The sequence below is a fragment of the Bdellovibrionota bacterium genome (assembly GCA_040386775.1).
Taxonomy (GTDB): Bacteria; Bdellovibrionota; Bdellovibrionia; order Bdellovibrionales; family JAEYZS01; genus JAEYZS01.
In genome coordinates this window covers 30,875-57,593 of the sequence record JAZKEU010000001.1, presented here as the reverse complement: position 1 = coordinate 57,593, position 26,719 = coordinate 30,875, and the positions used below count along the sequence as shown (strand labels likewise).

Annotated in this window: 25 protein-coding genes; 15 read left to right on the top strand and 10 right to left on the bottom strand. The window is 39.2% G+C overall.

The window, feature by feature from the left end:
- Positions 1-8 precede the first annotated feature (8 nt).
- On the top strand, positions 9-1,301 hold the full coding sequence (gene hmgA, locus V4596_00255; GenBank protein ID MES2767547.1) for a homogentisate 1,2-dioxygenase: 1,293 nt from the start codon (positions 9-11) through the stop codon (positions 1,299-1,301).
- A gap of 233 nt (positions 1,302-1,534) precedes the next feature.
- Positions 1,535-3,523 carry a S8 family serine peptidase gene (locus tag V4596_00250; GenBank protein MES2767546.1) on the top strand — a complete coding sequence of 663 codons (1,989 nt, stop codon included), beginning with the start codon at positions 1,535-1,537 and terminating at the stop codon, positions 3,521-3,523.
- A gap of 195 nt (positions 3,524-3,718) precedes the next feature.
- On the opposite strand, the gene V4596_00245 is transcribed toward V4596_00250, so the two are convergent.
- Positions 3,719-4,732, bottom strand: coding sequence for a SurA N-terminal domain-containing protein (locus V4596_00245; protein ID MES2767545.1), 1,014 nt, complete (start codon positions 4,730-4,732; stop codon positions 3,719-3,721).
- Positions 4,733-4,859: 127 nt separating this feature from the next.
- Here V4596_00245 and mreC point away from each other — a divergent pair, with 127 nt between their 5' ends.
- From mreC to V4596_00215, 6 genes are all read left to right on the top strand, one after another.
- Positions 4,860-5,723 (top strand): rod shape-determining protein MreC, encoded by an 864-nt coding sequence (mreC, locus tag V4596_00240; protein MES2767544.1) that lies wholly within the window; start codon positions 4,860-4,862, stop codon positions 5,721-5,723.
- 1 nt (position 5,724) lies between these two features.
- On the top strand, positions 5,725-6,258 hold the full coding sequence (locus V4596_00235; GenBank protein MES2767543.1) for a hypothetical protein: 534 nt from the start codon (positions 5,725-5,727) through the stop codon (positions 6,256-6,258).
- Entirely contained in the window at positions 6,255-8,264 is a 2,010-nt protein-coding gene (gene mrdA, locus V4596_00230; GenBank protein MES2767542.1) for a penicillin-binding protein 2, read from the top strand. Before V4596_00235 ends, mrdA begins: the two co-directional genes overlap by 4 nt.
- Complete coding sequence (rodA, locus tag V4596_00225) at positions 8,264-9,379, top strand: rod shape-determining protein RodA (GenBank protein MES2767541.1); 1,116 nt, start codon at positions 8,264-8,266, stop codon at positions 9,377-9,379. The genes mrdA and rodA overlap by 1 nt, the downstream gene beginning before the upstream one ends.
- A gap of 79 nt (positions 9,380-9,458) precedes the next feature.
- A complete protein-coding gene (locus V4596_00220; protein MES2767540.1) occupies positions 9,459-9,836 on the top strand; it encodes a hypothetical protein in 378 nt (125 codons plus the stop codon).
- Positions 9,837-9,904: 68 nt separating this feature from the next.
- Positions 9,905-10,330 carry a hypothetical protein gene (locus V4596_00215; protein MES2767539.1) on the top strand — a complete coding sequence of 142 codons (426 nt, stop codon included), beginning with the start codon at positions 9,905-9,907 and terminating at the stop codon, positions 10,328-10,330.
- Between the two features lies 1 nt (position 10,331).
- Here V4596_00215 and trxA read toward each other — a convergent pair whose 3' ends face one another.
- Positions 10,332-10,658, bottom strand: coding sequence for a thioredoxin (gene trxA / locus V4596_00210; GenBank protein ID MES2767538.1), 327 nt, complete (start codon positions 10,656-10,658; stop codon positions 10,332-10,334).
- Positions 10,659-10,861: 203 nt separating this feature from the next.
- Here trxA and V4596_00205 point away from each other — a divergent pair, with 203 nt between their 5' ends.
- Positions 10,862-12,793, top strand: coding sequence for a DnaJ domain-containing protein (locus V4596_00205; protein ID MES2767537.1), 1,932 nt, complete (start codon positions 10,862-10,864; stop codon positions 12,791-12,793).
- An 18-nt stretch (positions 12,794-12,811) separates the two neighbouring features.
- On the opposite strand, the gene V4596_00200 is transcribed toward V4596_00205, so the two are convergent.
- Complete coding sequence (locus tag V4596_00200; protein ID MES2767536.1) at positions 12,812-13,498, bottom strand: hypothetical protein; 687 nt, start codon at positions 13,496-13,498, stop codon at positions 12,812-12,814.
- A gap of 124 nt (positions 13,499-13,622) precedes the next feature.
- On the opposite strand from V4596_00200, the gene lptF reads away from it, so the two are divergent.
- A complete protein-coding gene (gene lptF / locus V4596_00195; protein ID MES2767535.1) occupies positions 13,623-14,729 on the top strand; it encodes an LPS export ABC transporter permease LptF in 1,107 nt (368 codons plus the stop codon).
- Here the strand turns inward: lptF and V4596_00190 are convergent.
- The 3 genes from V4596_00190 to V4596_00180 are packed head-to-tail and all read right to left on the bottom strand — an operon-like array spanning position 14,679 to position 18,237.
- The gene (locus V4596_00190; protein ID MES2767534.1) at positions 14,679-15,614 is read right to left on the bottom strand and encodes a DNA-processing protein DprA; all 936 of its coding nucleotides are present in this window, start codon (positions 15,612-15,614) and stop codon (positions 14,679-14,681) included. The two genes, lptF and V4596_00190, sit on opposite strands and share 51 nt — an antisense overlap.
- Positions 15,615-15,661: 47 nt before the next feature.
- A complete protein-coding gene (locus V4596_00185) occupies positions 15,662-17,485 on the bottom strand; it encodes a LysM peptidoglycan-binding domain-containing protein (GenBank protein ID MES2767533.1) in 1,824 nt (607 codons plus the stop codon).
- Positions 17,486-17,487: 2 nt separating this feature from the next.
- Positions 17,488-18,237, bottom strand: a complete 750-nt coding sequence (locus tag V4596_00180; GenBank protein MES2767532.1) for a tetratricopeptide repeat protein — start codon at positions 18,235-18,237, stop codon at positions 17,488-17,490.
- Positions 18,238-18,690: 453 nt separating this feature from the next.
- Here V4596_00180 and V4596_00175 point away from each other — a divergent pair, with 453 nt between their 5' ends.
- The 3 genes from V4596_00175 to V4596_00165 all read left to right on the top strand — a co-directional run bounded on the left by V4596_00175 (position 18,691) and on the right by V4596_00165 (position 20,833).
- Positions 18,691-19,581 (top strand): ComEC/Rec2 family competence protein, encoded by an 891-nt coding sequence (locus tag V4596_00175; GenBank protein ID MES2767531.1) that lies wholly within the window; start codon positions 18,691-18,693, stop codon positions 19,579-19,581.
- A gap of 28 nt (positions 19,582-19,609) precedes the next feature.
- On the top strand, positions 19,610-20,281 hold the full coding sequence (locus V4596_00170) for a hydrolase (GenBank protein ID MES2767530.1): 672 nt from the start codon (positions 19,610-19,612) through the stop codon (positions 20,279-20,281).
- A gap of 123 nt (positions 20,282-20,404) precedes the next feature.
- Positions 20,405-20,833: a hypothetical protein gene (locus V4596_00165; protein ID MES2767529.1), complete on the top strand. Its 429-nt coding sequence runs from the start codon at positions 20,405-20,407 to the stop codon at positions 20,831-20,833.
- Positions 20,834-21,217: 384 nt separating this feature from the next.
- Here the strand turns inward: V4596_00165 and lpxC are convergent, their stop codons facing one another.
- On the bottom strand, positions 21,218-22,135 hold the full coding sequence (gene lpxC, locus V4596_00160) for a UDP-3-O-acyl-N-acetylglucosamine deacetylase (GenBank protein MES2767528.1): 918 nt from the start codon (positions 22,133-22,135) through the stop codon (positions 21,218-21,220).
- Positions 22,136-22,585: 450 nt separating this feature from the next.
- Here lpxC and V4596_00155 point away from each other — a divergent pair, with 450 nt between their 5' ends.
- Both V4596_00155 and V4596_00150 read left to right on the top strand, forming a co-directional pair.
- Entirely contained in the window at positions 22,586-22,876 is a 291-nt protein-coding gene (locus V4596_00155; protein ID MES2767527.1) for a hypothetical protein, read from the top strand.
- A gap of 1 nt (position 22,877) precedes the next feature.
- On the top strand, positions 22,878-23,180 hold the full coding sequence (locus V4596_00150) for an XRE family transcriptional regulator (protein ID MES2767526.1): 303 nt from the start codon (positions 22,878-22,880) through the stop codon (positions 23,178-23,180).
- Here V4596_00150 and V4596_00145 read toward each other — a convergent pair whose 3' ends face one another.
- The 3 genes from V4596_00145 to V4596_00135 are packed head-to-tail and all read right to left on the bottom strand — an operon-like array spanning position 23,181 to position 26,689.
- Complete coding sequence (locus V4596_00145) at positions 23,181-23,567, bottom strand: hypothetical protein (GenBank protein ID MES2767525.1); 387 nt, start codon at positions 23,565-23,567, stop codon at positions 23,181-23,183.
- A 33-nt stretch (positions 23,568-23,600) separates the two neighbouring features.
- Positions 23,601-24,173 (bottom strand): NAD(P)H-dependent oxidoreductase, encoded by a 573-nt coding sequence (locus V4596_00140; protein MES2767524.1) that lies wholly within the window; start codon positions 24,171-24,173, stop codon positions 23,601-23,603.
- Positions 24,174-24,211: 38 nt separating this feature from the next.
- Positions 24,212-26,689, bottom strand: a complete 2,478-nt coding sequence (locus tag V4596_00135) for an acyl-CoA dehydrogenase (GenBank protein MES2767523.1) — start codon at positions 26,687-26,689, stop codon at positions 24,212-24,214.
- Positions 26,690-26,719 lie beyond the last annotated feature (30 nt).

Below are 26,719 nucleotides of genomic sequence, written 5' to 3'. Positions count from 1 at the left end.
AGGCTCGAATGAAACTTGATTACATGTCAGGATTCCAAAATACATTTTCAACAGAGGCCGTTAAAGGTGCCTTACCTCAAGATCAAAACTCACCCCAAGTGGTGAATCATGGTCTCTATGCAGAGCAATTCACATCTTCTGCCTTCACCGCTCCAAGACACGAAAACCTCAGATCATGGTTCTATAGAATTAGACCTTCAGTTCTTCATAGCGAATTCAAACCTTATCTTGGAAATAAACTTTTTCAAACCCACGTTGCAGATTTAGAAACAGCACCTAATCAACTTCGTTGGGACCCTCCGAATCACAAACAGAAAAAAAAGAAAACAGATTTTATCGATGGACTTGTGACTTACTGTGAATCTGGGTCACCGAAAACCCAAAATGGATCTGCCATTCATATGTTTCACATCACGGATTCTATGACAGATAGAATTTTTATGAATGCAGATGGCGAAATGCTCATCGTCATCCAATCCGGAGAAGTGTTATTTAAAACAGAATTTGGTTTTTTAAATGTTCGTCCCAGCGAAATCGTCGTGATTCCAAAAGGTGTAAAATTCCAAGTGACATTGCAATCCGATTCTGCAATCGGATACGTGAGCGAAAATTTTGGAAAACCATTTAGACTTCCTGATCTTGGACCAATTGGGGCCAACGGCCTTGCAAACCCAAGACATTTCTTAGCGCCCGTTGCGGCCTTTGAGGAAAAAGACAAAGCTCATGAGTTTATCCAAAAATTTAATGGCTCTCTCTGGAAAACCAATCTCGGCCATTCACCACTTGATGTAGTGGCATGGTACGGAAATACTTATCCTTACAAATACGATCTAAAACTTTTCAATACGATCAATACCGTAAGCTTTGATCATCCGGATCCTTCGATCTTTACTGTTTTAACTTCACCATCCAGTGACGCTGGAACAGCGAATCTGGATTTCGTGATTTTCCCTCCACGATGGATGGTAGGAGAAAATACGTTCAGACCTCCATACTTCCACAGGAATTGCATGAGTGAATTTATGGGATTGATTTATGGCGCTTACGATGCAAAACAAGATGGCTTTGCTCCGGGTGGCGCGAGTCTGCACAATGCTTTCTCTGCTCATGGACCCGATCAACAGACTTTCGAAAATGCCAGCAAAGCGCAATTGAAACCGCACAAGATCGAGCACACTTTAGCCTTTATGTTTGAAAGCCGCTATGTCTTCCAAACCACAGAAGCAGCCATGAACTCGCCGACACTCCAAAAAGATTATCTGTCGTGCTGGAAAGGGTTAAAAAAGAATTATAAGAAGTAGCAGACCAAAAGTTGTTTAATAACGGAAAACTTTTAGCCACTTTTTGGCAACTTCCAAGCACTTTTTTTATTTCTGTCTCACCTTGATACACATATTCACCGCTGCTTCATATTGATTGTCTTTAGATGAAAATCGCATCTAACCTCCTCTTTTATTCCTGGATTTATTCAAGGTTCAACAGTCCTTTCGCCGAGAAGTATGTATAGCCAATCAACCCATACGTGGAGCGTTTGATGAGATTCTTTTTTCTCATAGTGTTTGCTGTTACATTTCTAGGCTCACTATTTATTTCTGAAAGTGCGTTCTCGCAATCACTAACTAAAAGTTATGTGCCAGGCGAGATCATCGTAAAATATAAAACTCCTGCAGCAGATTCTGGCGGCAAAAGTTTTTCTTCTAAAGCAAAAGCACAAGCAGCTCAAAAATCGAACTCAAGAATTATGGCTCAAAAAGGCTTCTCTGTAAAAACAGCGTGGAGTGATGTTGGCGCCTTCCACTATAAAATCAAAGACGATCAAAAAGTATCTGATGTTATATTAGACCTCAAGAATGACCCAGAAGTTGAATACGCAGAACCCAACTATTATCTGCAAGCGGCAACTGCTGTTAAAGAAACTGGAATCATGAGCGATGAAGAGCTTCAAAACTATATTGATGAAAACTATGCACCTTCACAAAACGAAGCCAACGCTCTTCCCTACGGCCAAACAGGAGCTCCGATCAATATTCCTGAAACATGGGCGCTTCTCTCGCCCACTGGAGCAAAACCTGTCGTTGCCGTGATCGACTCGGGCGTGGATATAAATCATAGATCACTAAAAGATGCCATCTGGACTAACTCGGGCGAAACTCCGGGAAACGGTATTGATGATGACGGAAACGGATACATCGACGATGTTAACGGGTGGAATTTTGTTTCTAATAATAATGACGTGAGTGATTGTAACGACCACGGAACCCACGTTGCCGGTATTGTGAGAGGTTCTACTCAAGACGTCATCCCAAATATGGGCGGAGTCTATGATGGTGACATCACTCAATCAAAATTAGAAATCATGCCTGTAAAATTCCTCGACTGTGATGGTATCGGGATGACTTCCGATGCCGTGAGCGCAATCTATTACGCTGTTCGAAAAGGCGCAAAAATTTTAAATAACTCATGGGGCGGTGGTGCTTATAGCACTCCACTTCATCAGGCGATTGTTTATGCCTATGATAATGACACACTCTTCGTAGCGGCTGCTGGTAACTCAGGCCTCAATATTGATAATACTCCGACATACCCTGCTTCATATCCGGTTCCGAATGTGATCGCCGTTGCGGCAACCAACTCTTTTGACTACTTACCATACTTCTCAAACTACGGATTGAGCTCTGTTCATATCGCAGCACCTGGCGTTGGAATCACAAGTTCTGTTCCTGGCGGCGGTCATATCTCTATGAGTGGTACAAGTATGGCCGCTCCCTTTATAGCAGGTGTTGCCGCGATGATGAATTATGAAAAACCAACTATGATTGGTTACCAATTAAAGAACATTCTTGTTGGTGCCATAGACCAACCTTTCATAGACTCTAATTCCAATTCAGTGAAAGACTCAAACGAGTCCTATAAGTTAGATAATAAAGTCAGCAATAACGGTAGGATGAATTCAAAAGTTACAGTGCAAACTGCACAAGCAACAAGTATTAGTTCTTTTTCTCCAAGCTACAATGCATCTTCATATGATGCCGCTATGAGAGGCCCTTCATCGGAAGCGGGTGGCTGTGGTTTAGTTCAGAAGGTGTACACAGACTACGAAAAACACCAAAGCAATCCAAAAAATAATGGTGCTCAGCCCTTCTCGGTGATCATTACGTTCTTAGTATTGATGATCCCAATGGCGGTGGCTTTAACTATGCGCCAAAATACAAAGTACCAACGTCGCTACGAACGTTACTTTTTGGGCTCACAAGTTCAAATCCAAACTGGGCACAAGGAATACCTGGGTTCAGTGGGCACAATTTCATTAGGCGGCTTGAGCTTTAGCTCGAATGCGATATTAAAGTTGGGCAATTCATTGGAATTAAATATCGCAAACCCGGCTGGTAGCGAAAACTTAAATGTTAAAGGCCAGATTGTTTGGATGTCGAGCAACAATAGTTATGGTGTGAAATTCCAAAACATCGCGGAAGAAACTCTGATTAAAATCAATGAATGGTCTAAAGGTTTAAATAAGGCGTAGGAAAGGCATCCTGCCTGAAAAGGGCCACTGCCCTTTTGAACCCGTTTCGATCGGCCATCGTGGCCGCTCGACCTTGTCTTTAGATTTTTTTTAATAAACCAATTAGAAAATTAATTCGTGAAACTTTACCTCGAAGAGGCCACGCCGGGATGGCGTGGGTTTCGCGAATCGTCAACCATGGATGGGCGACAGTCCCTACTGCCCAATCAACGCCAAATTCTTTTCAATAGAAAAATTCTTTGAAGCATTTTGAGTCCACTTTGATAAAAACTCATTCGATCTTTGCGATCCGATTTGGTTCTTCGTGGCATCAAGATTTTCAGGGTTTGCCGGCACAGCCTTGCTTTCAATTTTGTTCAATCTTACAGCAAAGTAACCTTGCGGCGTGGACAACAATTCAGGAACCACTTGTCCCTTTTCTGTGAGTTTAAATACTTCACCCATCACTCTTTCAGATGCACCCACCTCAGGGATTGTATCTGAATCTAATGATACAGGTTTAGCCGTCTGCCACTTTAAGCCCAACTTCTGGACGTCAGCTTCGAAAGCTTTTGAATCCTTAAGCCTTCCACCCAACTCTTCAAGTGATACTTTATCTTTTAACGCAACTTCATCAATCTTCATGAAGTCCACAGTGTAAGCCTTTGATTTCAATACTTGAATTTTTTTAAGCTCACTATTGAACGGCACGATACCTTCAGAAATCACACGACGAACTCTATCCACTACCATGTCACGCTTTAATTGATTTTCAAAACGTGCCGCCGTAGTTCCTTGGTTTTGTAAGTAAGCTTCATAATATGATCTTTGGAAAACTCCGTCTTTTTGAAACGTCGGAGCTTTTAAAAGAATATCTCTGATTTCTGCATCTGTAACTATAAAGCCTTCTTTGTGAGCAACTTGCGAAACCACTTCACGTTGAATCAATTGATCTAACGCAGAGTTTCTCATCTGAGCTTGCATTTCAGGGGAATCACCGATTTTTCCGCCCATCAATCCTGAGTAGAACTGCATCATTTGATTGAGGCTATTTTGGAATTCTGGGATGCTGATCGTTTTATCATTCACGACTGCTGCATAACCCATCATCTGGGGGCCGCTGGCTTGGTAACCGAACAGTACAAATACCAAAATGATCGCGCCGAAAATCAGGTATGCAAGGATGTTTCTACGAGTAAGGTTTTTCTTTAGTGAATCGAGCATGTTCATTATAGTCTCCTAGAGTGCTTTGGTCTTGAAACGTCATTATCCGCAATTTTCTTTAAAATTTTCAAGTAGTTTATTGGAATCTTCAAAGAGGTTTGATAACTTTATTCATATAGAGGTCAAAGCAACTATGAATATCTTCCCGTTTGATTTTAAAAAATTGATTATAGTTATCGTGTTGGTCGCAATTCCGCTCGTTGCCATTAACGTTAAGCGCAAAGAAGAACAACTCGCTTGGTTTCTAAAGCCTGTATTCATCACATCTTCTTTCTTACAAAATATTTTTACAAATTTCAGTTTAGGTGTAAGAGATACAACAAGCTTGTATTTGAACTTAGTAGACATTCGCAAGGATAACAGGTTGCTTAAAGAAAAACTCAATGAACTCGAAGCAAATCTCAGTCAGTTCAAAGAAATCAAAAGCGAAAATGATCGTCTCACAAGTCTTCTCGAGTTTAAAAAAGAATCTCCTCACACATTATTAACGGCAAGAGTTATCGGTCATGATATCCTTGGCCAACACTCTACCCTCTTTATTGATAAAGGTTCTGATGATGGAGTTGTTCCAGGACAAGCAGTTATCACTCCAGTTGGAGTTGTGGGCTCTGTACTGAATACGGAAAAAGATTTTTCGCAAATTTTAACTCTCACCGATCGTTACTCGGATATCGATGCTGTGATCGACAGATCTCGTTCGAGAGGAATCCTTGAGGGTGTTTCTCCGAGCGTGTGCAGACTCAAATATTTGCAAAGAACAGATGACGTTCAAGTTGGTGACATTGTTCTTACGACGGGCCTTGACCATATCTTTCCAAAAGGGTTTCCAATTGGGAAAGTAACAAGAGTCGATAAAAAAGATTATGGCATCACTCAAGAGGTGCAAGTCGAACCCTTGGTTTCTACTTTTGATAGCGAAGCTGTCTTTGTTGTAATCAAAGCAAACGACAAAGTTGAAGTGCAAGAAAAAATTAAAGAGATGAGCATCAAGGATTAAGATGACCGAACGGGATAAGCGCAGTTTTCACATTGTATTCAATCTCTTATTAGTTGTGCTTTTTGCAACGTTAGAGACGTCTCTATGGCCTAGAGTGTTTTCACCTATTCCTAATCCTCAAATTTGGCTTTCTGTCGTTGTGTTCGTATTTCTATACCGCACACCTGTTGAATCTCTACTTATTGTGTATATTCCAAGTCTTTGTCTTTATCTTTTGACAATGCAACCTCTGGGATACTTGCTTCTTGCGCAAACTTTTCTCTTCTTCTTAGTTCTAGCCGTAAGAAATAGAGTCTTTGTACCAGGGCAATTTTATTATTCCGTGATGTATGCATCGTCTGTTTTAGTATTTCATATCCTGATGTTTATTTTTGCTTGGGTATTTGAAACCCAACCCACATCTTTATCGCAAGTTCTCACCTGGTTTATTCAAAGTATTCTGGCTTTTGTTATCAGTCCGTTCCTTTACAGTTTAATCAAGCGCATTACGCCAATTGAAGAAACTATTGATTCTGAGGGAGGTAGCTTTTTATGAGCGAATACCTCAATGATCCCGAAGAGGCGAAAGAGTTTTTGCCTAGGTTTAAATATATTTATGCACTTATTGCATTTACTTTTATTATTTTTATTTTAAGACTCTGGTTCCTTCAAATTTTTCAAGGTGAAGAACTAAGACTTTTTTCTGAGAGAAACAGATTTAAAATTAAAAAAATTCAGGCTCCGAGAGGTATGATCATCGATCGTAATGGACAAATCTTGGTGGATAACTTCCCAGGTTTTGAAGTGACCATCACTCCTCAGTACGCTATTGAGCTGGATAAGACGGCAAAAGAAATTGGGGATATCCTAGGTATTCCAAAAGAGAAAATTACGCACCTTGTGAATACCGAAAAGAAAAAGAATGGTCCATTCAGACCAGTCCTTATCAAAACCAACCTTGCGCGTGATGAGGTGGCAAGACTTGATCGATTGAGAATCAATCATCCAGGTCTTGATATCGCTATGTCGATTCAGAGAACTTATCTGATGAAGGACACTGGCGCTCAAATGTACGGTTATGTAGGGGAAATTTCTAAGGAAGAACTTCCACGTTTAAATAAAAACAAGGCTCCTGATGAGCAATTCGAGCAAGGCGATATCGTTGGTAAGAACGGCTTAGAAATTGTTTACGATAAAGAACTTCGCGGAGAAAGTGGACAGGACTTTATCCAAGTGGACGCAAGAGGGAGAGAGATCACAGCCCTTGGGGTTCCAGAATTTATTGGGGAAGTGAGCTTATCAAAAGAACCAGTTCCTGGTCACACTCTCATGCTCACGATTGATAAGGATGTTCAGCAAGCAGCTTACAATTCGTTTATCAACCAGGCAAAGATTGGTGGTGCCGTTGCGATGAATCCTAAAAATGGTGAAATCGTAGCGTGGGTAAATGCTCCATCTTTTGATCCCACTGAATTCTCAAAAGGGATTTCATCAAAGATGTGGTCAGTACTTGTGAATGATCCATTCAAACCTCTCAGAAATAAAGTAATTCAAGATCACTACCCTCCTGGATCTACATTCAAGGCGATCACAGCCCTTGCCGCTCTCTCAGAAAAGCTGATTACAAAAAATTCTACAGTGTTCTGCCCAGGCTTTTATAAATTTGGTCGCAGAAATTATCACTGTCACGCAAAACACGGTCACGGTTATGTGAATGTGACACAGGCGCTTGAACAATCTTGCGATGTATTCTTTTATAAAATGGGATTGGCACTTGGAATTGATAAGCTTGCTAGCTACGCAAGAGCACTAGGGCTTGGTAAAAAAACTGGAATTAATCTCGTAAATGAGGTTCCCGGACTTGTTCCAAGTACAGAGTGGAAAAAGAAAACTTTTGGTGAAGAATGGCAACCGGGCGAAAACCTATCCAATGCCATTGGCCAAGGATTTTTGCTTACGACTGGAATGCAACTTGCTCAAGCCTTCTCAAGTTTTGCAAACAACGGTCCTGCATATCAACCGCATTTTGTTAAAAAGATTTTAGATATCGATGGAAAAGTTTTAAAAGAGCTTCAACCAGAATTAAAATTCGATCCAGTTGCCGGAATCAACACTAATGGCCTTCAAGTGACTGCCGAGAACTATAAACTTGTTCGCGAAGGTTTATGGATGGTGGGTAACGGTGCTCGCGGTACCGCGAAATGGCTAAAAGTTCCAGGAGTTCCAATCTCTGGTAAAACTGGAACCGTTCAACTCTTCTCACTCACCGCCGATCAAGTTTTTGCAGATTGTAAATCTCGCCCTATCAAACAACGCCATCACGGTTGGTTCGTAGCCTACGCACCAAGTGATGATCCAGACATCGTGGTTGCTGTTCTTGCAGAGCATGCTTGCTCAGGTTCTGGTGGCGCAGGTCCCATCGCAAGAGATATTATTGAATCTTATATGCAAAAATATCACCCAGAAAAAATAGAAGCCGCAAAAAATGCTAAAGGGCCCAAGACTGCAGCACCTGCTGCTGTGACTCCGCCCAAGCCACCTGCGGATGAGGTACCGGACTGATGGAACTTCAAGTTGAAGAACGGACATTCCTAAAGAAGATAGATTTCAATCTCGTATTCGTGATCATTGCACTGAATATTATCGGGTTGATCAATCTTTATAGCGCCACTCACGATCCTGAAACTGTTGGCGTACATAGACTGTTTACAATGCAAGTTTTTTGGATTTTATTTGGTTGGGGACTTTTTCTAGTTATGACGGTATTGGATTACAAAATTCTCACGAAGCTTGCTTATGGACTTTACGTTATAAATCTTCTGTTCCTGGTCGTCGTGGAACTTTTTGGTAACGTGGCTTTAGGAGCTCAACGTTGGATTGATTTTGGATTCTTTAAATACCAGCCTTCTGAAACCATGAAGCTTATGCTTGTGATTCTGCTTGCAAAAATTCTTGCTGAGAGAAATACATCTTTGGGTCTTGGAATGAGAAAGCTTGCACTGCCAATTGTTTTAACAGCAGTGCCCTTTATGCTAACGGTAATTCAACCCGATCTTGGAACCTCGATGATGCTAGCATCTGTAAGCGTTTCTATGCTTTTGTTTGTGGGTATCAAGAAGAGAATTTTAATTTCGGCGATCATTGGATTCATTCTCATTTTACCATTGGCTTATAATTTTGGCCTCAAAGAATACCAAAAAAATCGCGTATTGACATTTATAGATCCCACTCGTGATCCAAGGGGTGCTGGTTACAACAGCATTCAGTCCAAAATTGCTGTCGGTAGCGGAAAATTCTTAGGAAAGGGTTTTCGAAAAGGAACACAGTCTCAACTCGATTTCTTACCAGAGCGTCACACGGACTTTATTTATAGTGTTCTTTCTGAAGAACATGGATTTATCGGAAGCTTTACAGTCCTTACTCTTTTTATCATTCTCATTCTGATCGGAATTAAAATCGCAACCCAAGCCAGGGATAAATTTGGAGCGTTATTAGTTATAGGGTGTCTCTCCCTCTTATTCTGGCATATGTTTGTGAATATCGGGATGGTGATTGGAATACTGCCTATTGTGGGTATTCCCCTTCCAATTCTATCCTATGGTGGATCTGGGATGATAACTGCATTTTTATGTTTAGGAATTATCTCTAGCGTAGCCATGAGAAGATACATCTTCTAAGCATCTTTCATTTATACTATTGACTCAAAACTGCGAACTATTATCCTAGAGTTAATTCAATTTTCAAGAGAGGATGTCGATGAAAATTTTGATTTTAACTTTAGCTTTATTTTTAGTTTCATGTGGCAAAGAAGATGAAACTAATACAGAAAAACCTACAATTTCCCAACAAGAATATAACAAGCTAAAGGCATTAAGCCCTGAAGCGCTTTTAAGTAAAGCCTCTACTGATGAACTTGGTGTTTGCACCATCGAAGCAGTGAGCTGTACAGATATGGCTGAGGGCTGTGACCGTTTGATGGCAATGTACCACTTTGTTAAGCTCACTGATAAAAATGTTTATTTTCCTTCAATGATTTCAAATAAATCGGATTTAAAGTCAGTCCACGGACAATATCCTCAAACCTACGTCAAATTGGCCTTCGACGAAGGCTATTGCTATAATGTTGAATTCTAATAATTTGAACTTTGCTATTGACTGAAAATCCAGGTCCCCATATCACTTCTTCAACAAAGGGGAATCTTATGAAGTTATTTTTTGTTACCACACTGACACTGTTATCATTCCAGGCTAATGCTAAAGAAATTACTATTGCAAATTGTTCCGGCGAACATCATGGAACTTATGTTGATGTATTGACATTAGAAAATGGAAAGACTGTTCTTCGAACTTCATATGATAGCGATGAAGGTGGACAAACTTACTCCATTACAAAAGCCATATCTTATGGATCAACAATTCCAACAACCGATCCTAACTATGAAGCGCTAGTCATTAAACAAGCCATCGCTGACAGCCTTCTCGGCGGAGAGCATGAAGCGGGACTGCTTATCGTTGAAGCTGAAGGTGGAAAAGATAAACTTATTTTAAACATCAATAAATACAGCGGAAAAAACTATCTTGTGAACAATCACGTCGTAGAAGAAATGACGTGTGTTCTTGCAAAATAAATTAAAGGTATTTATTCATTAATGCAGAGATTGTTTCTTTTGGGACGTTGCCAACGATTTGGTCGACGTCTTGTCCGCCTTTGAAAAGAATCATTGTGGGAATTCCTCTTACACCGTACTTTGCTGCCGTCTCTGGATTTTCATCCACATTCAATTTTACGATCATTGCTTTAGGACCAAGGGCCTGAGCAACTTCTTCTAACTTAGGACCTAAGGCCTGACATGGACCACACCATTCTGCCCAGAAATCTACTAATACTGGAATGTTTGCTTTTAATACATCTGCTTCAAAACTTGCGTCTGTGATTGGTTTTGTAAATTGACCCATTTCATCTCCTTAAGCATACACCTGTTATTACTCAGGCTTATATAATCTAAGCACACATTGGTTGTGCACCTTCTCAATATGAGATTCAACCCCGCTGCCGTCAACCCCAAAAGCGCTATAATCTAGACAATTAAATCTTCGATTTCTTTAAAAATTATCCCAAATATTACCGATAGTTATCGTAGGCGAAGGTTAAAAAAATAATGGAAAAAAGAGATATAAATATAGCCGTGCTTGATATCGATGCCACTTTTAGAGGCGCGACAAAAGAACTTCTTGAAAAAGAAGGCTATACCGTTTCTGCGTTCGCAGATCACGAACAAATACTTTCCAACTTGAAGATGAGAAAGTACGACGTTTTCATTATCGAATGCTTAACTCAAAAAACTTCTCTCGCTAACTTAGTGACATCCATTCAAACGGCTTCGAATCACGAATGTCTATTTATTTTTGTGAGCTTAATTTTAGAAAAGTCTTCAGTAAAAGATGTATTGCTTCAAACCAAGTCTCAACATTTTTTAAAAAAACCAGTGATCCCAGCTCATATTGTATCTGCAATTAAAGATAGGTTTGCCGATCAATTGACAGAGGCACATGAGCCTTTCATCGAGGCACTTTGCACACCTCAATTGACTTCTGCTCAAAGAATAAATGCTCTTAAGACTTCACAAAGTGTTCATTCTTATGAAGTTCCAAGAATTTTAAGTTATTTATCTCGTACACAATTTTCAGGGATCCTAAAATTCAAGAACCCTGACACCAAAGATGCACAAGTTACTCTACGCGCAGGCCACGTGATCAAGGCCGAAGTGGATGACCCTAAATCATTCTTCGGAGCTTTATTGGTTGATAAAAACTATGTGAGCCTTGAAGAACTTGAACTTGTGCTCCAACAAAAAAATACCAAAAGAATCGGTGAAAGATTAGTGGACTCAAACCTTGTGAGTCCCCATGTGATTGACCTCGTCAACGTAGAACAATTGGGTATTCGCTTAGGTTACCTGATTAAGAATACCTCTTATGATATGGAGATTTTCGAGCAAGCGGTCGGCCAAGAAGAACTTCCTATGGATCTGCCTGTTCTCCAAAGATTCGTGAGTGACTGGGTGAATTCTAAAATTTCACTTTCTTGGTTAAAAACTTTCTATCTGTCTTTTATTGATAAGAAAATTATGAGAGGATCACTCTACGCGGATATCTCTCCCATGCATACCCTGCCGCCACTGAATAGAATGCCCAAGTTTGCGCAAGAACTTATCCAAGGTGTGACAATTCAACAGATCGTAGACCAGAGAAAATACTCAGAAGATGATGTGTATTCGGCTGTTCACTTGCTCATTACTCAAGAATTTATTTATTTTGATAAACAAGGTAAACCCCAAGATCATAAGTCTCACCTCGATCGTTTAGTAAAGTTGAGACGTGAAATGGATCATCAAAATCATTTTGAAATCTTGGGGTTAAGCGATAAGGCAAAATCTAAAGAGATCAAGAGATCTTACTATGAACTTTCAAAGTTATTCCATCCAGACAAAGTCTCTGCTGACGCTCCAAAAGAAACAAAGGAACTCACTTCGTATATCTTCTCGAAAATCTCTAAAGCCAATGAAATTCTAAGTGACGACAACCGGCGCGCCACTTACTTGAAAGAACTTGAAAAAGGTTTTGCCGAAAAAATCTTAGAATCAGAATCATTATTCGAAGAGGGCCGCTCATTCTTAAAAGCCAACCAGGCGGCAAAGGCTCTTCAGTTGTTTGAAAAAGCAATGAGCCTAAGACCTCCTACTTCGGATTTAAAGCTGCATTTCTTGTGGTCAAAATTATTAGTGGCCCCAACTTCCAACATTGAAACCTACTTTAAAGGCCTGGAAGCAGATCTTAATCGTATTCCTCCAGAAGATCGCCACAACTCTACTTACTACTTTGTAAAAGGTCTTTACTTAAGACAAATTGGCGATTTGGACAGTGCTGAAAAAACGGTAAAACACGCTCTTTCCCTCACACCGAGCTTTATAGAAGCCCAAAGAGAATTGCACATTATCACTCTGCAAAAAAAGTCTTCAAAACCCGTGGACTTCATGAATGCCGATTTAAAAGACGTAGTCGGAATGCTATTCAGCAAGAAAAAGAAATAATTAAGAAGACGACTGAACTTATTTTTTAAATAGTGCGCGAACGAAATTTTGTCTTTGTTCGTCTATTTTTATTATTTCAGGGTCTTGCAAGCGCGAACGGAATTCTTGAGCTTCTTTCAGTGCAACTTTATGATCTACATTTGTGGCCTTAGGTTCACCAAGAGAGCTCACTTGAGCTGCATATCTTTTCTTTCTTTCTGCGGCACCTTTTTCGTGAGCCATTCCTTTGAGATTTTTTATGTACTGGGTGTCAGGAGTATTTTTGACTTTACCACTCACCTTGAAAGCTTCTGTTCCTTGAATACCTTTGAATAATCCCAGTTTATAAAATTTCTCAAGCAGGAGGTCGACATTTAACTTTGCAACTTCTGCAACACTTTGAATGAAGTCTACAGGATCTACTGGAGATTTTATGGTCTTGTTTACAAACTCACCTACGTGTTCAGTTTTTGATCCCACATCGCTCTTCATTAGAATAACAAACATGTTGGGACGATAACCAACCATCGCCTCTAGGAGTTGATGAGTAGATTGTCCTTTAATGAAATCAGATAAAATTAACATTTCTGGATTCATCGTCATCGCCTTTTCTTGTGCGACCGATGGATTTTGAATACCTAGAGTATCGAAACCTAACTTTTTTAGCAAAGTTTCAAGAAATGTCATCTCGTTAAAATCTTCGCTGATAAGTAATATTCTTTTCATATACTCATTAGTATGAGCCAGACGCCCCTCCAAATCATTTGTTATTGTTATGCGTTATGCGATAGCATACTTTTAAAGAGGGCCGTGCATACATTCCCACAGTGCAGTACGATAGAAAAACAACATGATTAGAAACTACATGAGACCTGTTACTTACATGATCAAAGAAATGCTCCCAAGTCTTCTGACTGGGATTATTGTTTTCATTTCTATTCTTCTTATGTTCCAAGTCTTAAAACTCACTGAATTTGTTCTCGCTCATGGTGTAACCATCGAAGTGATCATGAGACTCGTGATTTATTTATCGATCAGTTTTTTACCTGCCATTTTACCAATGAGTGTTCTCTTCTCTGTGCTTATGACCTACGGAAGACTCAGTACAGACTCTGAAATTATTGCCTTTAAATCTCTAGGCGTTTCCCAAAAATATTTGACGATTCCCGCTATCGTTATTGGCGTTGTTATGTGTGTCGTTTCAGCCCAAACCTATTTTTTTATTGGGCCCTGGGGAGCAAAACAATCTTATTCCCTTTTGAACGTATTAGGATCTAGCCAAGTGATTTCAAATATTCGTGAAGGAACTTTTGCCGAGGGATTTTTTGATCTTGTTGTTTACGCCAATAGTGTGAATGAGAAAAAAGGAATTCTAAAAGATGTTTTTATCTACGATGAAAGATCTCAGTCTGTTCCTGTAACCATTATTGCCCAAGAAGGACAAATTTTATCACCAAAGGATTTCTCTTTAGCTTCCACAGTTTTAAGACTCTTTAAGGGGAGCATTCATAGAACTGGCGAAGGTGTTTATACAAAAATTCAATTTGAAAACTATGATATCTCCCTCACTCCGGAATTAGATAAAAATGAAAAAGAAGATTCTCCAAAAGCCATGACCATCACCGAAATTCACAGAGAACTTGCCAAAAAAGACATCACGTCAGATCGCTATCTAAAGCTAGATACAGAATATCACAAAAGATGGGCCCTCCCCTTCGCTTGTATTATCTTTTCCCTTATCGGCGTAGGACTAGGTACTGTGGTGAATCGCCGTATGGCAAAGTCTGGTGGATTTGTAGTTTCCATTGGCTTGATTGTAACTTATTGGATTTTATATGTCTCCATGGAAACCATTGCTAGAAATGGAACAATTCATCCCGCAATTGCACTTTGGCTTCCAAATGTTTTATTCTTTATAACTGCGCTCTATGCCCTGAAACAAATCTGGGATAAATAAATTTCTCTGCAAATTTCTCTGTGTCGACATTTTCTCTGCTTCGATTAAGACTTTCAGATCATCACTGTCTCTTATAGGTAATGCTCCCTGAAATAGTAAATCCAAACAACCTTGACTGTTTTTACTTGTAGGGAATCCTGGTAACACGCAGACAGTCTTAGAGTTTTCAATTGCAAGCCTTGCTGTCATAGTGGACCCACTCTTTCTTCTGGCCTCACAAACCAGTAAAAATAATCCAAGCTTTGCGATCATTCTATTTCGCTCATGAAAGTGATGGCTGTGAATAGACTGATCGTGAGCGTATTCACTTATAAGCAATCCTCCGCAATCTGTAATTCTGTCTTTCCATCTTGCAAATTCTTTTGGATAAATTTCGCCTAACCCCGATGGCAAAAAGGCAATCGTCGGCTTGCTGCTCTTAAGTGAAATCGAATGAGCTTTTTGATCAATACCTCTCGCGGCCCCACTTACAATAACAATATCATCTTTTACGATAGGATCTAAATACACATCCATCCACTCCAAAACGGCAGACGTTGGATAGCGACTCCCCACCACTGAAATTTTATCTCGATTGAGACATGAGATATCCCCTAGCATCGAAAGAAATAAAGGTGGTTTTTCTAAAGTCTTAAAATCCTTTGGATAAAGTGGATGATCGGGATAAATATGATGAATATTATTTTTTTGAAATAAATCATACTCATGCAAAACCTTATCGAACCAGTTTTCGGACAACTTCTCCGGCAGCTGGTCACCAAAGATCATTCGGGGATCTTTTTTAAGATCATAAATATCGATTAAGCTATGTAATTTTTGGAAACTTTTTAAGTTAACTCCTGAGACTTGTGTGCTCAGGATAGATAAAAATTCAACTGGTTTCATGATTTTGCCACCTCTATGGTGACAGAGCTGCAAATATCGTGAAAACCCTATTCCAATTCTAGTTCATCTGACTCCGATTCTTGTTCGGAATCTGTATCTTCGTCCGGAATAGCCTCTTCACCAACAGAATCTTGGTCCTCCATAGTCTTTAGCTCTTCAGGCTTTGGGAGCTTTGCCTGAGAGCCTATAAAATCTCCGGGTCTGACAAACTGAGAAGAGTTTAGGACAATTGCAGTGGCCCTTTCGCTTGTTGTTTTAATGACTTTGATTCTTGCTATCTGTTCTTTTAAATCTTCAACCAGGCTGGTTTTTTTTCTATCTCTAACACTTTTTAGAACTGTAAAGACCTGTCCTTCTTTAAGTCCTTCATTTGAACCTTTATTTAAATAAACAAGATCTTGAAATCCTAATATCTTTCTTTCTCCATCAAATGTGCTTCCTACAACCTCTGCATTGATCGTTGGTGATGGTTTTTCTGCATTGATATTTCCAACCGCCAAAGGACTTCTCGCAACAAAGCTTCCTATTTTTGCATTGCCTATACTGCGAATAACAAGCGCTTTGTAAACGTCCTCTTTTTGATTCACAAGCTCTTGAATCTGAACTTCGCCCTCTTGAATCACTGCATATCCCATTCCTCTGCCAGCTGTGTCTTTAATGCGAGGGCCTAGGCTATGAACTGATAATTTTTCACCAATCTGCGCACCATTTGTCATTTGGATAAATACAGTTTCATAAAGAGTTGCCGTTTCGTCGTCTTCTTCATTCATTTCTATAATTTTACCAACGTGGATTGGTTTTTCTTCTGAAAGATACGAAGTCAAATAAACTTTTGCTGGCTGAATAGCAGGTCGTTTATTTTGAATATCAAAACCATCTTTATCAAAACCTTCTGATTTTGGTCCCATGATGTAGGGTAAACTTGGTGGAAGTGTTGTAAGAACAGGAGCATATTTTCTTTCTGGCGGAGGAATAATCGGTGTTGGTTCCCCTCTACCCGCAGCAATTGAAGGATCTTCAATCTTTGTAGAAAGTTCTGTCGTGCCTGGAACAAGCTGGGTCTCGCCATTCTCTGTAATTCTCAACTGTGGAGCTGTATCGATTTGCCCTGGAACAAACTTTAAAACATATCCCGTAGAAACCAAATGCGGATTGGTAATACTCTCATTCATCTGCCAAACCTTCGGCCAATAATGTCCATTACCAAAGAACGTCACACTGATATCCCAAAGTGTATCTCCAGGCTGTACTGTGTATGTTTCTTTAATTTTTTCGCCAGCGATTTGTGTCCATGCTGAATCCGATGTCGCCTCTGTGTAAAACTGACTGTAAATACGGTGCATTCTTTCTTCGAAATCATTCGGAACACTTTCTGAATAAGTGGGTTCAGATTGTGTTGGCTCTATATAGGGCGCAAGTTTTTCTTCTTCTACTACTGGAGTTTCCTCTAAGTTTTTTGCTGGAGGAGGATTGATAGGTTTGAAATCTTGAGCTTTCTTTTCGGTATCCATTGGAACAGTTTCTTCCAATGTTAATTCTTCATTCAGCTCCTCAGGACTCTTTGTTTCTTCCACGATAGGAGAAACTTCGTCTTGGGGACCTGCAATCTCATTCGGCAATTCCTCAGGAGCCTCCACAGGCTCTGGTGCAGCTTCAACTGCTTTTTTCTGATTTGAAATACCAAATTCTTCGTTGAGTTCACTTTCGATATCTTCTGCCGATTGAGAAGGATCTTCGGCAACAGGAGATTCACTTTCCAATTGGCCACTCTCAAGCTTATCTATCTCGCTCGAAAGTTCGTCTTGAGCTGAAACTGGAGCCATAAAAAGTAACAAAATTACCCACGATGTATTCACTAAGATGCGCTTCACAGTTATTTCCTTTTCGTTTGTGGTCGTAACTTATTTTCAAGCTTTGCTTCCGCTCTGATCTCAAGCTTTGCTTCCGCAAAATGCTTCTCTCTCGAGTGGGGATAGTTTTTTCGGATGTCTGAGTAGATTTTTAGGGCTTGAGGTTTTAAGTTTAGTTTTTCATAGAGTTTCCCCTTGAGAAACAGAGCTTGTGGAGCGTATTCACTGTTTGGAAAAATCTTTATAAACTCGTCGTATGTCACAAGTGCCTGGCTATTTAAGTTTTTGTTCTCTTGAAGCTGTGCTAGCCAGAAGAACATACTCTCAATGGTCTGAGAATGAGGTTGATTGGCTCTCATAATACGAATCGCCTCTTGGAGCCTTTCTTCGTCTTTCTCTCTGTATGCAGTTTTAGCCTGATCAAAGATCAATTCCTCAAACTCTGGAAATTGCTGTACCACTTCACCTTTGGGAAGTTTGTGGATTGCTTTTTTTCTCTCGCTCAACGCCTGCATAAGCATCGAATTTTGGACTTCAAGCTCTGATTTTTCTTTTTCTAGTTTTTCGATGAGTTTTTTTGTGTAACCTTCGCCATCTTCTTCGCTCTTTTGTACCGAAATGACGTCTGCCTCTTTTTTCACAGCACTTGGTTTTTTCGCGTGTTTTTTCGCATTGGCTTGCTTTGCGCTGCCTTTGTTTGTTGGGGTATGAGCGCAACCTACAATAGTGAGTATACTGAATACAGCAAATACAAACGTAATAATATATTTCATAAAGCCTTATCCCTTCCTTAGGATTTGGATTTTAGTTCACTACAAATTTTAGCATGCTAAAGACCTAAATTTTGAGGACAATTTGTATCCTTCAAGCTATTAGTCCAGTGTTGCAAAAAACCATCACAAATAAGCAAACATTTCTGACTCTAAATACTATTTATGGTTTTAATGCATCACACTGATTACTAAGGAATTCTTCAGGGACTTTTCCACAAAAAATGTGGATCATTACAAAACCCAGACCTTAGACCTACTGTTTTGCAGGGGTTTCAGCACTTTGCTTAAAAAATAAACATAGATAATTACATGATATAACTATGTTTTTGTGTGTATTTGACAAAACCCTAACATAATAAAACTGTTTCTTAAATTCGATCGAAAGAACATCTGCTTGGAACTTTGCGTAACAATAGAGCTCTTGTTGATCCGAATTTGCATTATATAAGATTCATGTGGTTCATAGCTATTATATTGAGTTTGATTATTGGAATTTCCGAATTTGACCTTTTTGTACGCATTTCGGATATTGCAAGCTCTCTCCAGTCTCAATGCTTAAAGTTTACGCCAGATAGTTTCTACAAAGAAATTTATGCAGCCATTGTCTGTGGAAAAAAACTTCAATCCTCTGAGTTTTCCCAGAACTTAAAAAATTTGGGGATTTATCACGTGATTATCGTTTCCGGTTCTCACTTAATTTTTTTAAGTCTATTGGTAGAAAAATTTTTTTCTTCACCTCGCTTAAGTCAACTTAGGTTTATTACTCTACCTCTTTTGGCCACTTATGCCCTAGCAACAGGAGCAGAGCCGCCAGTGGTAAGAGCGCTTTTGAGTATAGGCATCGACACTTACCAGAAAAAGAAAAAGTTATTTTGGAATCAAAACGAAGTAATTTTTATCTCAGTATTGATTTCCTTAGCCCTCTTTGACCCATGGAAAAAATCATATTCTTTACTCTTAAGCTATGTGGCCTCCGTAACATTAAGTCTGACCGGAAAGCAAAATCTCATTGCAAAAAATATTTGGATTTATTTTTTGATTCTACCCTTTCTACTCCCACTCTCTGCGCCGAACCCTCTGAGCTTTATTACCAATATGGTTTTGGCTCCGCTCATTGGTTTTCTATTTTTTCCTTTAAGTTTTTTGTCATACATCATTCCTTATTTTTACTTGCTGGTGGATCCACTATGGAAAGGGTTTTTATTTCTCTGTTCTGCAGTTGGACCAGAGCTAGAGAGTTTAGATAAATTTCAAATTTTGATTTCTTACATGTGGATGATGGCAGTAGCTTTAAATATCTACGGCATTTACCAAGAAAAGAAGGCGTTCCATGGTCTTCCTTAGTTTGTTACTGATCCTTTTTCCAATAAAAATGTCTTTGAATCTACAAAATCAAATAGTGTTTTGGAATATTGGCCAAGGACAATGGATCACGGCAATTGATTCTAAAAATTGTTATCACTTTGATGTCGGCGGTGAGTTCTTTAATCCCAAAAACATTTCTGAAAGTTGTTCCAAGAAGCAAAATATTATTTACTATAGTCACTGGGACTGGGATCATATCGGATTGACGAGTAAGTTAAAGAATTTCCAGAGAGTTTGTATTGCTGTGAGACCACAAGGAGTCGCGAAATCCTATAAACTGGCCACTTTAAAGATTCCCTTGTGTGAAAAAGCATATTCTTTTGTTGAAAAATTAAAATTCAATTATCCTAAAAGCAAGCTGGATAATGATCTCAGTCAGATTTTTATTTATAAAAACAAACTCTTGTCTCCCGGAGACTCTACGAAAAAAATAGAAAAAATTTGGTCACCTCTTCTAAGAAACAGAAGAATAAAGTGGCTCTCTGTCAGCCACCATGGAAGCAACACTAGCACCTCTGAATTCTTTCTCAAAAATACAAAAATAAATCAGGCTATAATCAGCGCACGTAAAAAAGCTTATGGTCATCCTCACAAAGAAGTCTTAAGACGCCTTAAGGCACACAGAGTTCCTTCAATTCGAACCGAAGAGTGGGGAAATATCAGAATACTTACAAACTAATCTATTAATTTTTCAAAAAAAATAAATAGATTTAACCACAAATTAAGTATGCCTTGCGACTTCAGATCTAAAAGATTTATTCCTTTAGAAAGTAGGAAGAACTTTAGGATTTGGAGGATTTCAGTGAAAACAATGTTTTTAATTTTGCTATTTTTAATGATTTTGAGTTTAAATTCCTTTGCACAAGAGGGACCCCGCTTTCTCCGAGTAGAAAAAATTAGTGCTGCCAAATCTCCAGACGATACATCAGAAATTTCTCTGAGCTTTGAGGGGAAGAAGGCAGAGATTTTTAGAAACTCACTACCTCCAATTTCTTCAAGCTTCCCTAAACTGGATCAGCATATCAATGAACTGGTTTTCTTAGATGAGAAAACAAAAAAATCCATCATTATTTCTTGTGCTAATGCTACAGTGAATGAGAATTTTAAATTGAATATTTTAGACAAGACCAAATGCACGATTCGGCTTATAAAGCATGATCCTACAAAAGCAGGGATTGAAGAGGATTACGGAAACGCAACTGAACTCACCTCCCCCATCTGCAAGAAATAATTTTCATTTCTTATAAATCATAACTTAAGCGCCCTCGCAGAACTTCTCTAGACTGAACTCTATATTTCCAGATTTAAAGTCCTGTCCTTGGTCTTACCAATTAATAAGTCTAGGCTAATTCCATAGAGAATTAGAGAACGTTTAAGATCTTCGAAACCAATAAAATTATCCAAAGAATAGCTTTAATAATTTCTAAAATACTCCGAATAAGAAATACTGGTTTGTATTTCATATCGGACCTCCTTTGTTTTTTGGAACAAAGAGGTTCATCCAAAAGCGAAGTTTTGCGAAGGCATCTTCGCTTTTGCATTTTTCAGACCAGAGTTTAATTTATTATATTTGTTTTAAATTTAAAAAAAGACAGTTTTCGGATTATTGTCCGATCTACAAACGTTTTGCTGGCATGAAGTTACCAAAAGAAGTCATCTCAAATTCATCAATGTGTGTCCCGAGCTCCATTCTCTTTGTGGACTCTTTACTCTCTAAAACCTTCTGAATGAACTTATTCATCATATCGTGACCCGATTTATAGAGTACAACGTGACCCATGAGAGGAGCTCCTAGAGTCACAAGATCACCTAAGGTATCTAAGACTTTATGCCTCACAAATTCATCTTTAAATCTCAATCCGCCTGGGTTCAAAATCTTTTCGTCATCAAGAACGACGGCATTATCTAAGCTTCCGCCCTTGATCAATCCTTTGGCTTTCAACGCTTCTACGTCTTTCATAAATCCAAAAGTTCTAGCCGCTGCGATTTCTTTTTTGAAAACGTGTTCGTTGATATCAAAATCCACTTCTTGCCTACCAATCGCGGGATGCGGGAAATCAATCACGCAAGTCACTCTCAACCCATTGTAAGGCACTACATAGGCATATTTATTTTCATCACCCACATGAATCGGTTGTGTGATGTAAAAATACTTTCTAGGCTGCTCAAGTTCAACAACTCCCACTTTAATGAATGCATCCAAAAATGGCTTTGCGCTTCCATCAACGATAGGAATTTCTGGTCCATCAAGTTCGATGATCAGATTGTCCACTCTCAAAGCAGCAAGAGAAGATAAGCAGTGCTCAACCGTCGAAACGTAGAATTGATCTCCTCCTAACGTTGTTGCCATAAAGGTTGCTTGAACTCTTCTGATATCGAGTGGAATCGAAGGTCTTCCAGGAAGATCCGTTCTTACGAAATGAATTCCAAAGTCCGCGGGAGCTGGACAAAAGTGTAGAGCAGCTTTCTCGCCCGTGTGAATTCCGATGCCTTCTACTGTGACTCTTTCTCTAATGGTTCTTTGGAAAAACATGATCTCATCTTAATCGTAAAAAACTCGAGAGACAAGGTCATTTGTCCGATATGAATGCTGATGAAAAGCGTTCTGATTCTGCTATTTTTACTACTGTCATCCTTAACTTTAGGCTCCTGCGCTTCTGGAGACTTAGATACTATGGATAACAGCAATCCTGTTGGCGACATCGAAGAAGGGTTTATGACGCAAGAACCTCGCACCTACCGAGAGGACAAATACCGTCCGAATGAATTTTTCTTCAAGCAATGCGATCAAAATTTCAGGGAATCTCACTATTCAAAGACCGCCTACTTTTGTAATGAAAGGTAGGCATTTCGGATTATTGTCCGGAATACGTTCATCTTTTTATTCAAATTCAACTCGTTAGCCCTCCTCATGCTCTTTAATTTGCATAGATTCTTATGTGACAATAAATGTTGCTATATTTGGCAACATTTGAGAGGATGTATGAAACGTCGAGAATACCCGCTTTTTTTAATTATTAATGATATTCTCATTACAAAGGTTCTTATTGATCCTCATTATGAGCAAAAACATACTAATAGTGTAAATGATGAAATTATTCTTGAGCTTGCAAAAACTCTTAGCACAAAAGAGCATCGACACATTGCTGTATCAAAAAATTTTAAATATTTTGTGGATGATAAAATAAAATATAAAGAACGATTTTATAAATTAATATGGATGCTAGAAGATAACGAAAATTATCTCGGCATTATCAACGCTTACCGGAGATAGAATGGGATTTCCAAATAAAAAAGAAATTAATAAAATACTAAAGCAATTAGAGAAAGCCAAAGGCTCATTGGCCCTACAACCCAATGCAACGCCATTAGAAAAATTCCGATGGGATATATGTCAGAAATTTATTAAATATGAACGGGAACACGGTTACAATCAAACTGAGCTTGCCGCAACTCTAGGAATAGATAAATCTAAAATGAGCAAGATTCTGCATCACAGAATTGATGAATTTTCAACGGATCGCCTTTTGACTCTATATCAGAAAATCAATCCAAAAGTTAAACTCAAAGTGAGTTAATTAAGAAACTTTGTTTCTAGCTTTTCTCACTTTAATGAATGACATCACACAAAGTGTGACAAAAATCGCTGACAACAAAAACATTCCAGATTGCATGATCACGGCATTGGGTCTTAACACTTCTCCGCCGCCCACAAGGGTTGGCAACTGTAAAAAACCTCTCACCGAAGCAAATACTCCAAGTAGACCTAGCATCGCTGCTGCATGCATTGCGTGCTTTAAGAATTTTTCTTTTCTAGCGATAAGACCAACAATCAAAACTATTGCTCCGAAATAGGCAGGAATTAAAATTGTTTTGCTAGCTTGATCAAAATAAAAGTATCCACCAATTCCCATAGCAATAAGTAGTAGTGCGTATCCGATTGTGACTTGAGGCATGTTGTTCATGAGTAATCTCCTACGTTTTTCTCCCTAAGGTAATTACTTCTGGCTATTCACAGAATTGGCGTCGATACCTTGGGATTTGAGTGCTTGTATGAACTTCATAAACCCCTTTGCTTGTTTTTGCAAAAGCTTAAAACAATTTTCATCTTTTAACTCACCGTCCACTACGACTTGTGGAGCGTTGGTGATAAAAATTCTCTCAGGGTATACAAAGGCATTACGGTAGTTGAAAACCTGCTGCAAATGCTCCACGGGTCGCAATCCACCAAATCTCCAACCTAGTCCCACAAAAGCAACCGGGCGATATTCAAATGTCTCTGGATATGAAAAGTAATCGATAAAATATTTTAGAATTCCTGGAAATGACCCATTGTACTCGGGAGTCACAAGAAAAATGCCATCAGCTTTATTTAATTTACCAACTACATCTCCAATAATTGGAGGAACATTTTTTCCATAATTAACGGCGTGAAGCGTATCAAGCGGGAGTTCGCACAAATCTATGATGTGCGTCTCCTGCCCTAATTGACGAAACTCTCTTTGAACTATCTTTGCGACCTCAAGAGTTTTACTGCCCTTCCTATTTGTCCCTGAAATTATGTAAATCATCTTTCCGCCGCCAGATTTTCTGAAGAGTCTCTAAGGAATTATTTCCCAGAGACCAACTTAAAATTTTCTGCTTTCTTTGGAGATCTATTCAAGTATTCTTCTTGTGTGAAGTCATCCACTTGAATTGCATCCCAAACCGCAGCAACACTTTCAATCAATACTTTCTTGTCTTCATCATTTATTACACCTTTTTCATAGGCAAGCTCAACAAGATTTCCTGCTTTTTTCTTAGGAAGGATCTTAGCTCTAACAGCTTTTCTGATTTTTCTTTCAGCTTCTTCTGCTTTTTTAGCTAGCTTGTAAGCCTTTTCTTGGCGGCCAAGAGCTTCCGTAGGATCTTTAGGAATGTAAATCCCTTGAGTCATACGATCTCTTTGCTCCGTATCGGCAAGGACAAGTGAAGTGACTTTTTTAGACAATGAATCTGACAAATCCTCACCCAATGAGTTCACGTTTGCCCAAGCTCTGATTGGACCCTTAAATAAGAATCCAATGATTGGAACATTAAGATTTGCAAAAATTCCATCAAACGCTTGTTGAATACCTGTAAAGAGGTACTTCATAGAGTAATGAACAAACGGTAGATCTTCTCTTCTTCTTCCTTCAGCTTCATAGCGTCTCAATACAGCAGTCGCCATGTACATGTAAGAAAGAATATCCGCATATCTTCCTGTGATTTTCTCTTTTGATTTTAAAGTCCCACCAAGTGAACCCATGGCAATGTCCGCCATAATGGCAAACGTTGCCGAAGTCCAATTTAACTTTCTATAATAACGAGCAAGCTCGCCACCTTGTGGAGTGGATAACCAACCTCTTGTCACTGATAACAAGAATGATCTAAATACGTTTTGCACTACGTGTCCGATGTGTCCCCAAAAGGCTATATCAAAATCTTTTACATTGTTTCTTTCAACGGCATCGACTTCTTTGTATGCCCATGGATGTGCTCTTAAAGCTCCTTGACCAAAAATGATCAAAGTTCTTGTCATGATATTTGCACCTTCAACGGTGATACCAATTGGAGTTGCAATATATGAGTGTGCTACAAGGTTTCTTGGACCACTTGATATCGCTGCTCCACCCAATATATCCATGGCGTCGTTCACCATTTTTCTTTGAATTTCAGTTGCATGATACTTTGCAATGGCTGTGATCACAGGAGGTTTAATTCCTTTATCTAATGCACCAAGAGTGAAAATTCTCATCGCCTCAAGCATATAAGACCCACCTGCAATTCTTGCGATTGGTTCCTCGATTCCTTCGAATTTACCAATTGAAATCCCAAATTGCTTTCTAATTGTTGCGTGATTAGAAACGACACGTGTGTAGTACTTAGCTCCACCCGTGCTTTGTGCTGGCAACGATACTCCACGACCAGCAGCAAGACATTCCATCAACATCTTCCAACCTTCGCCGATTCCTTTTTCACCACCAACGATACAAGCTTCTACCTCTACAACAACATCTTTACCTTGCGTTGGACAGTTATAGAACGGAGTTCCTAATGGATCATGACGTTTACCGATAACAACACCTGGAGTATTTGAAGGGATTAAACCGCAAGTGATACCTAGGTCTTCGCCTCTGCCTAATAAATTTTCCGGATCTTTTACTCTGAATGCTAAACCAATAATTGTTGAAATTGCCGCCAGCGTAATCCAACGCTTATTCCAGTTCAAACGTACATATAATTTCCCGTCATTACCTCTGAACAAGATACCTTCAGCTTGAATTGCTCCAGCATCAGATCCTGCTTGTGGTTCTGTTAAACCAAAGCATGGAATTTCTTGTCCTATCGCTAGTCTCGGCAGCAGTCTTTTCTTTTGTTCATCTGTTCCGTAGTGAATCAGTAATTCTGCAGGACCCAGAGAGTTTGGAACCATCACAGTGACACAAGCTGGAACAGATCTTGTAGCAAGCTTCATGATCACCTCTGAGTGAGCAAGAGCTGTGAATCCTAAACCACCGTATTCTTTTGGAATGATCATTCCTAGAAATTTATTGTCTTTAAAATACTTCCAAACATCAGCAGACATTTCTCTTGTTTGCCAAAACTCCCAATCATTGATCATTCCGCAAACTTTTTCTACAGGACCTTCCATGAAAGCTTTTTCTTCTTTTGTTAATTCTGGATATGGTTCCTGCATAACTTTTTTCAGATCAGGTTTTCCTGAGAATAAATCTGCTTCCACCCAAACCACACCAGCATCAAGTGCCACTTTTTCTGTTTGAGAAATTTTTGGTAAGAACTTAAGAGCATTCAGAACTTTCAAAACCACGCTCGAAACCAGAATCGCTCTTACTGGTTTAATCACAAAAGCCGCTAACACTATTGTCACCGCAATCGTTAATCCAGTTGGCGCTCCAAATCCTAACAATGATACCACTGCTAAAATTGCCCACATGAAGAGTGGCGCACCTTTGTAACCCAAAAGGAGAGCCAAGAAGGTCACTCCACCGATATAATATGAAAGATTCTCGTCGAGGAAGAATCCTTGTATTGTTGATAAATCCATAATGTATCCTCACTTTTGGTGATGGCTTCC

Coding starts and splice junctions, on each gene's coding strand:
- V4596_00150 (MES2767526.1), top strand. CDS start 22,878: ATGGGATTTCCAAATAAAAAAGAAATTAATAAAATACTAAAGCAATTA.
- V4596_00175 (MES2767531.1), top strand. CDS start 18,691: ATGTGGTTCATAGCTATTATATTGAGTTTGATTATTGGAATTTCCGAA.
- V4596_00180 (MES2767532.1), bottom strand. CDS start 18,237: ATGAAATATATTATTACGTTTGTATTTGCTGTATTCAGTATACTCACT.
- V4596_00235 (MES2767543.1), top strand. CDS start 5,725: ATGACCGAACGGGATAAGCGCAGTTTTCACATTGTATTCAATCTCTTA.
- rodA (MES2767541.1), top strand. CDS start 8,264: ATGGAACTTCAAGTTGAAGAACGGACATTCCTAAAGAAGATAGATTTC.
- V4596_00190 (MES2767534.1), bottom strand. CDS start 15,614: ATGAAACCAGTTGAATTTTTATCTATCCTGAGCACACAAGTCTCAGGA.
- V4596_00200 (MES2767536.1), bottom strand. CDS start 13,498: ATGAAAAGAATATTACTTATCAGCGAAGATTTTAACGAGATGACATTT.
- V4596_00220 (MES2767540.1), top strand. CDS start 9,459: ATGAAAATTTTGATTTTAACTTTAGCTTTATTTTTAGTTTCATGTGGC.
- V4596_00250 (MES2767546.1), top strand. CDS start 1,535: ATGAGATTCTTTTTTCTCATAGTGTTTGCTGTTACATTTCTAGGCTCA.
- mrdA (MES2767542.1), top strand. CDS start 6,255: ATGAGCGAATACCTCAATGATCCCGAAGAGGCGAAAGAGTTTTTGCCT.
- lpxC (MES2767528.1), bottom strand. CDS start 22,135: ATGTTTTTCCAAAGAACCATTAGAGAAAGAGTCACAGTAGAAGGCATC.
- V4596_00140 (MES2767524.1), bottom strand. CDS start 24,173: ATGATTTACATAATTTCAGGGACAAATAGGAAGGGCAGTAAAACTCTT.
- V4596_00135 (MES2767523.1), bottom strand. CDS start 26,689: ATGGATTTATCAACAATACAAGGATTCTTCCTCGACGAGAATCTTTCA.
- V4596_00145 (MES2767525.1), bottom strand. CDS start 23,567: ATGAACAACATGCCTCAAGTCACAATCGGATACGCACTACTACTTATT.
- V4596_00170 (MES2767530.1), top strand. CDS start 19,610: ATGTCTTTGAATCTACAAAATCAAATAGTGTTTTGGAATATTGGCCAA.
- V4596_00215 (MES2767539.1), top strand. CDS start 9,905: ATGAAGTTATTTTTTGTTACCACACTGACACTGTTATCATTCCAGGCT.
- trxA (MES2767538.1), bottom strand. CDS start 10,658: ATGGGTCAATTTACAAAACCAATCACAGACGCAAGTTTTGAAGCAGAT.
- lptF (MES2767535.1), top strand. CDS start 13,623: ATGATTAGAAACTACATGAGACCTGTTACTTACATGATCAAAGAAATG.
- mreC (MES2767544.1), top strand. CDS start 4,860: ATGAATATCTTCCCGTTTGATTTTAAAAAATTGATTATAGTTATCGTG.
- V4596_00155 (MES2767527.1), top strand. CDS start 22,586: ATGAAACGTCGAGAATACCCGCTTTTTTTAATTATTAATGATATTCTC.
- V4596_00245 (MES2767545.1), bottom strand. CDS start 4,732: ATGAACATGCTCGATTCACTAAAGAAAAACCTTACTCGTAGAAACATC.
- V4596_00205 (MES2767537.1), top strand. CDS start 10,862: ATGGAAAAAAGAGATATAAATATAGCCGTGCTTGATATCGATGCCACT.
- hmgA (MES2767547.1), top strand. CDS start 9: ATGAAACTTGATTACATGTCAGGATTCCAAAATACATTTTCAACAGAG.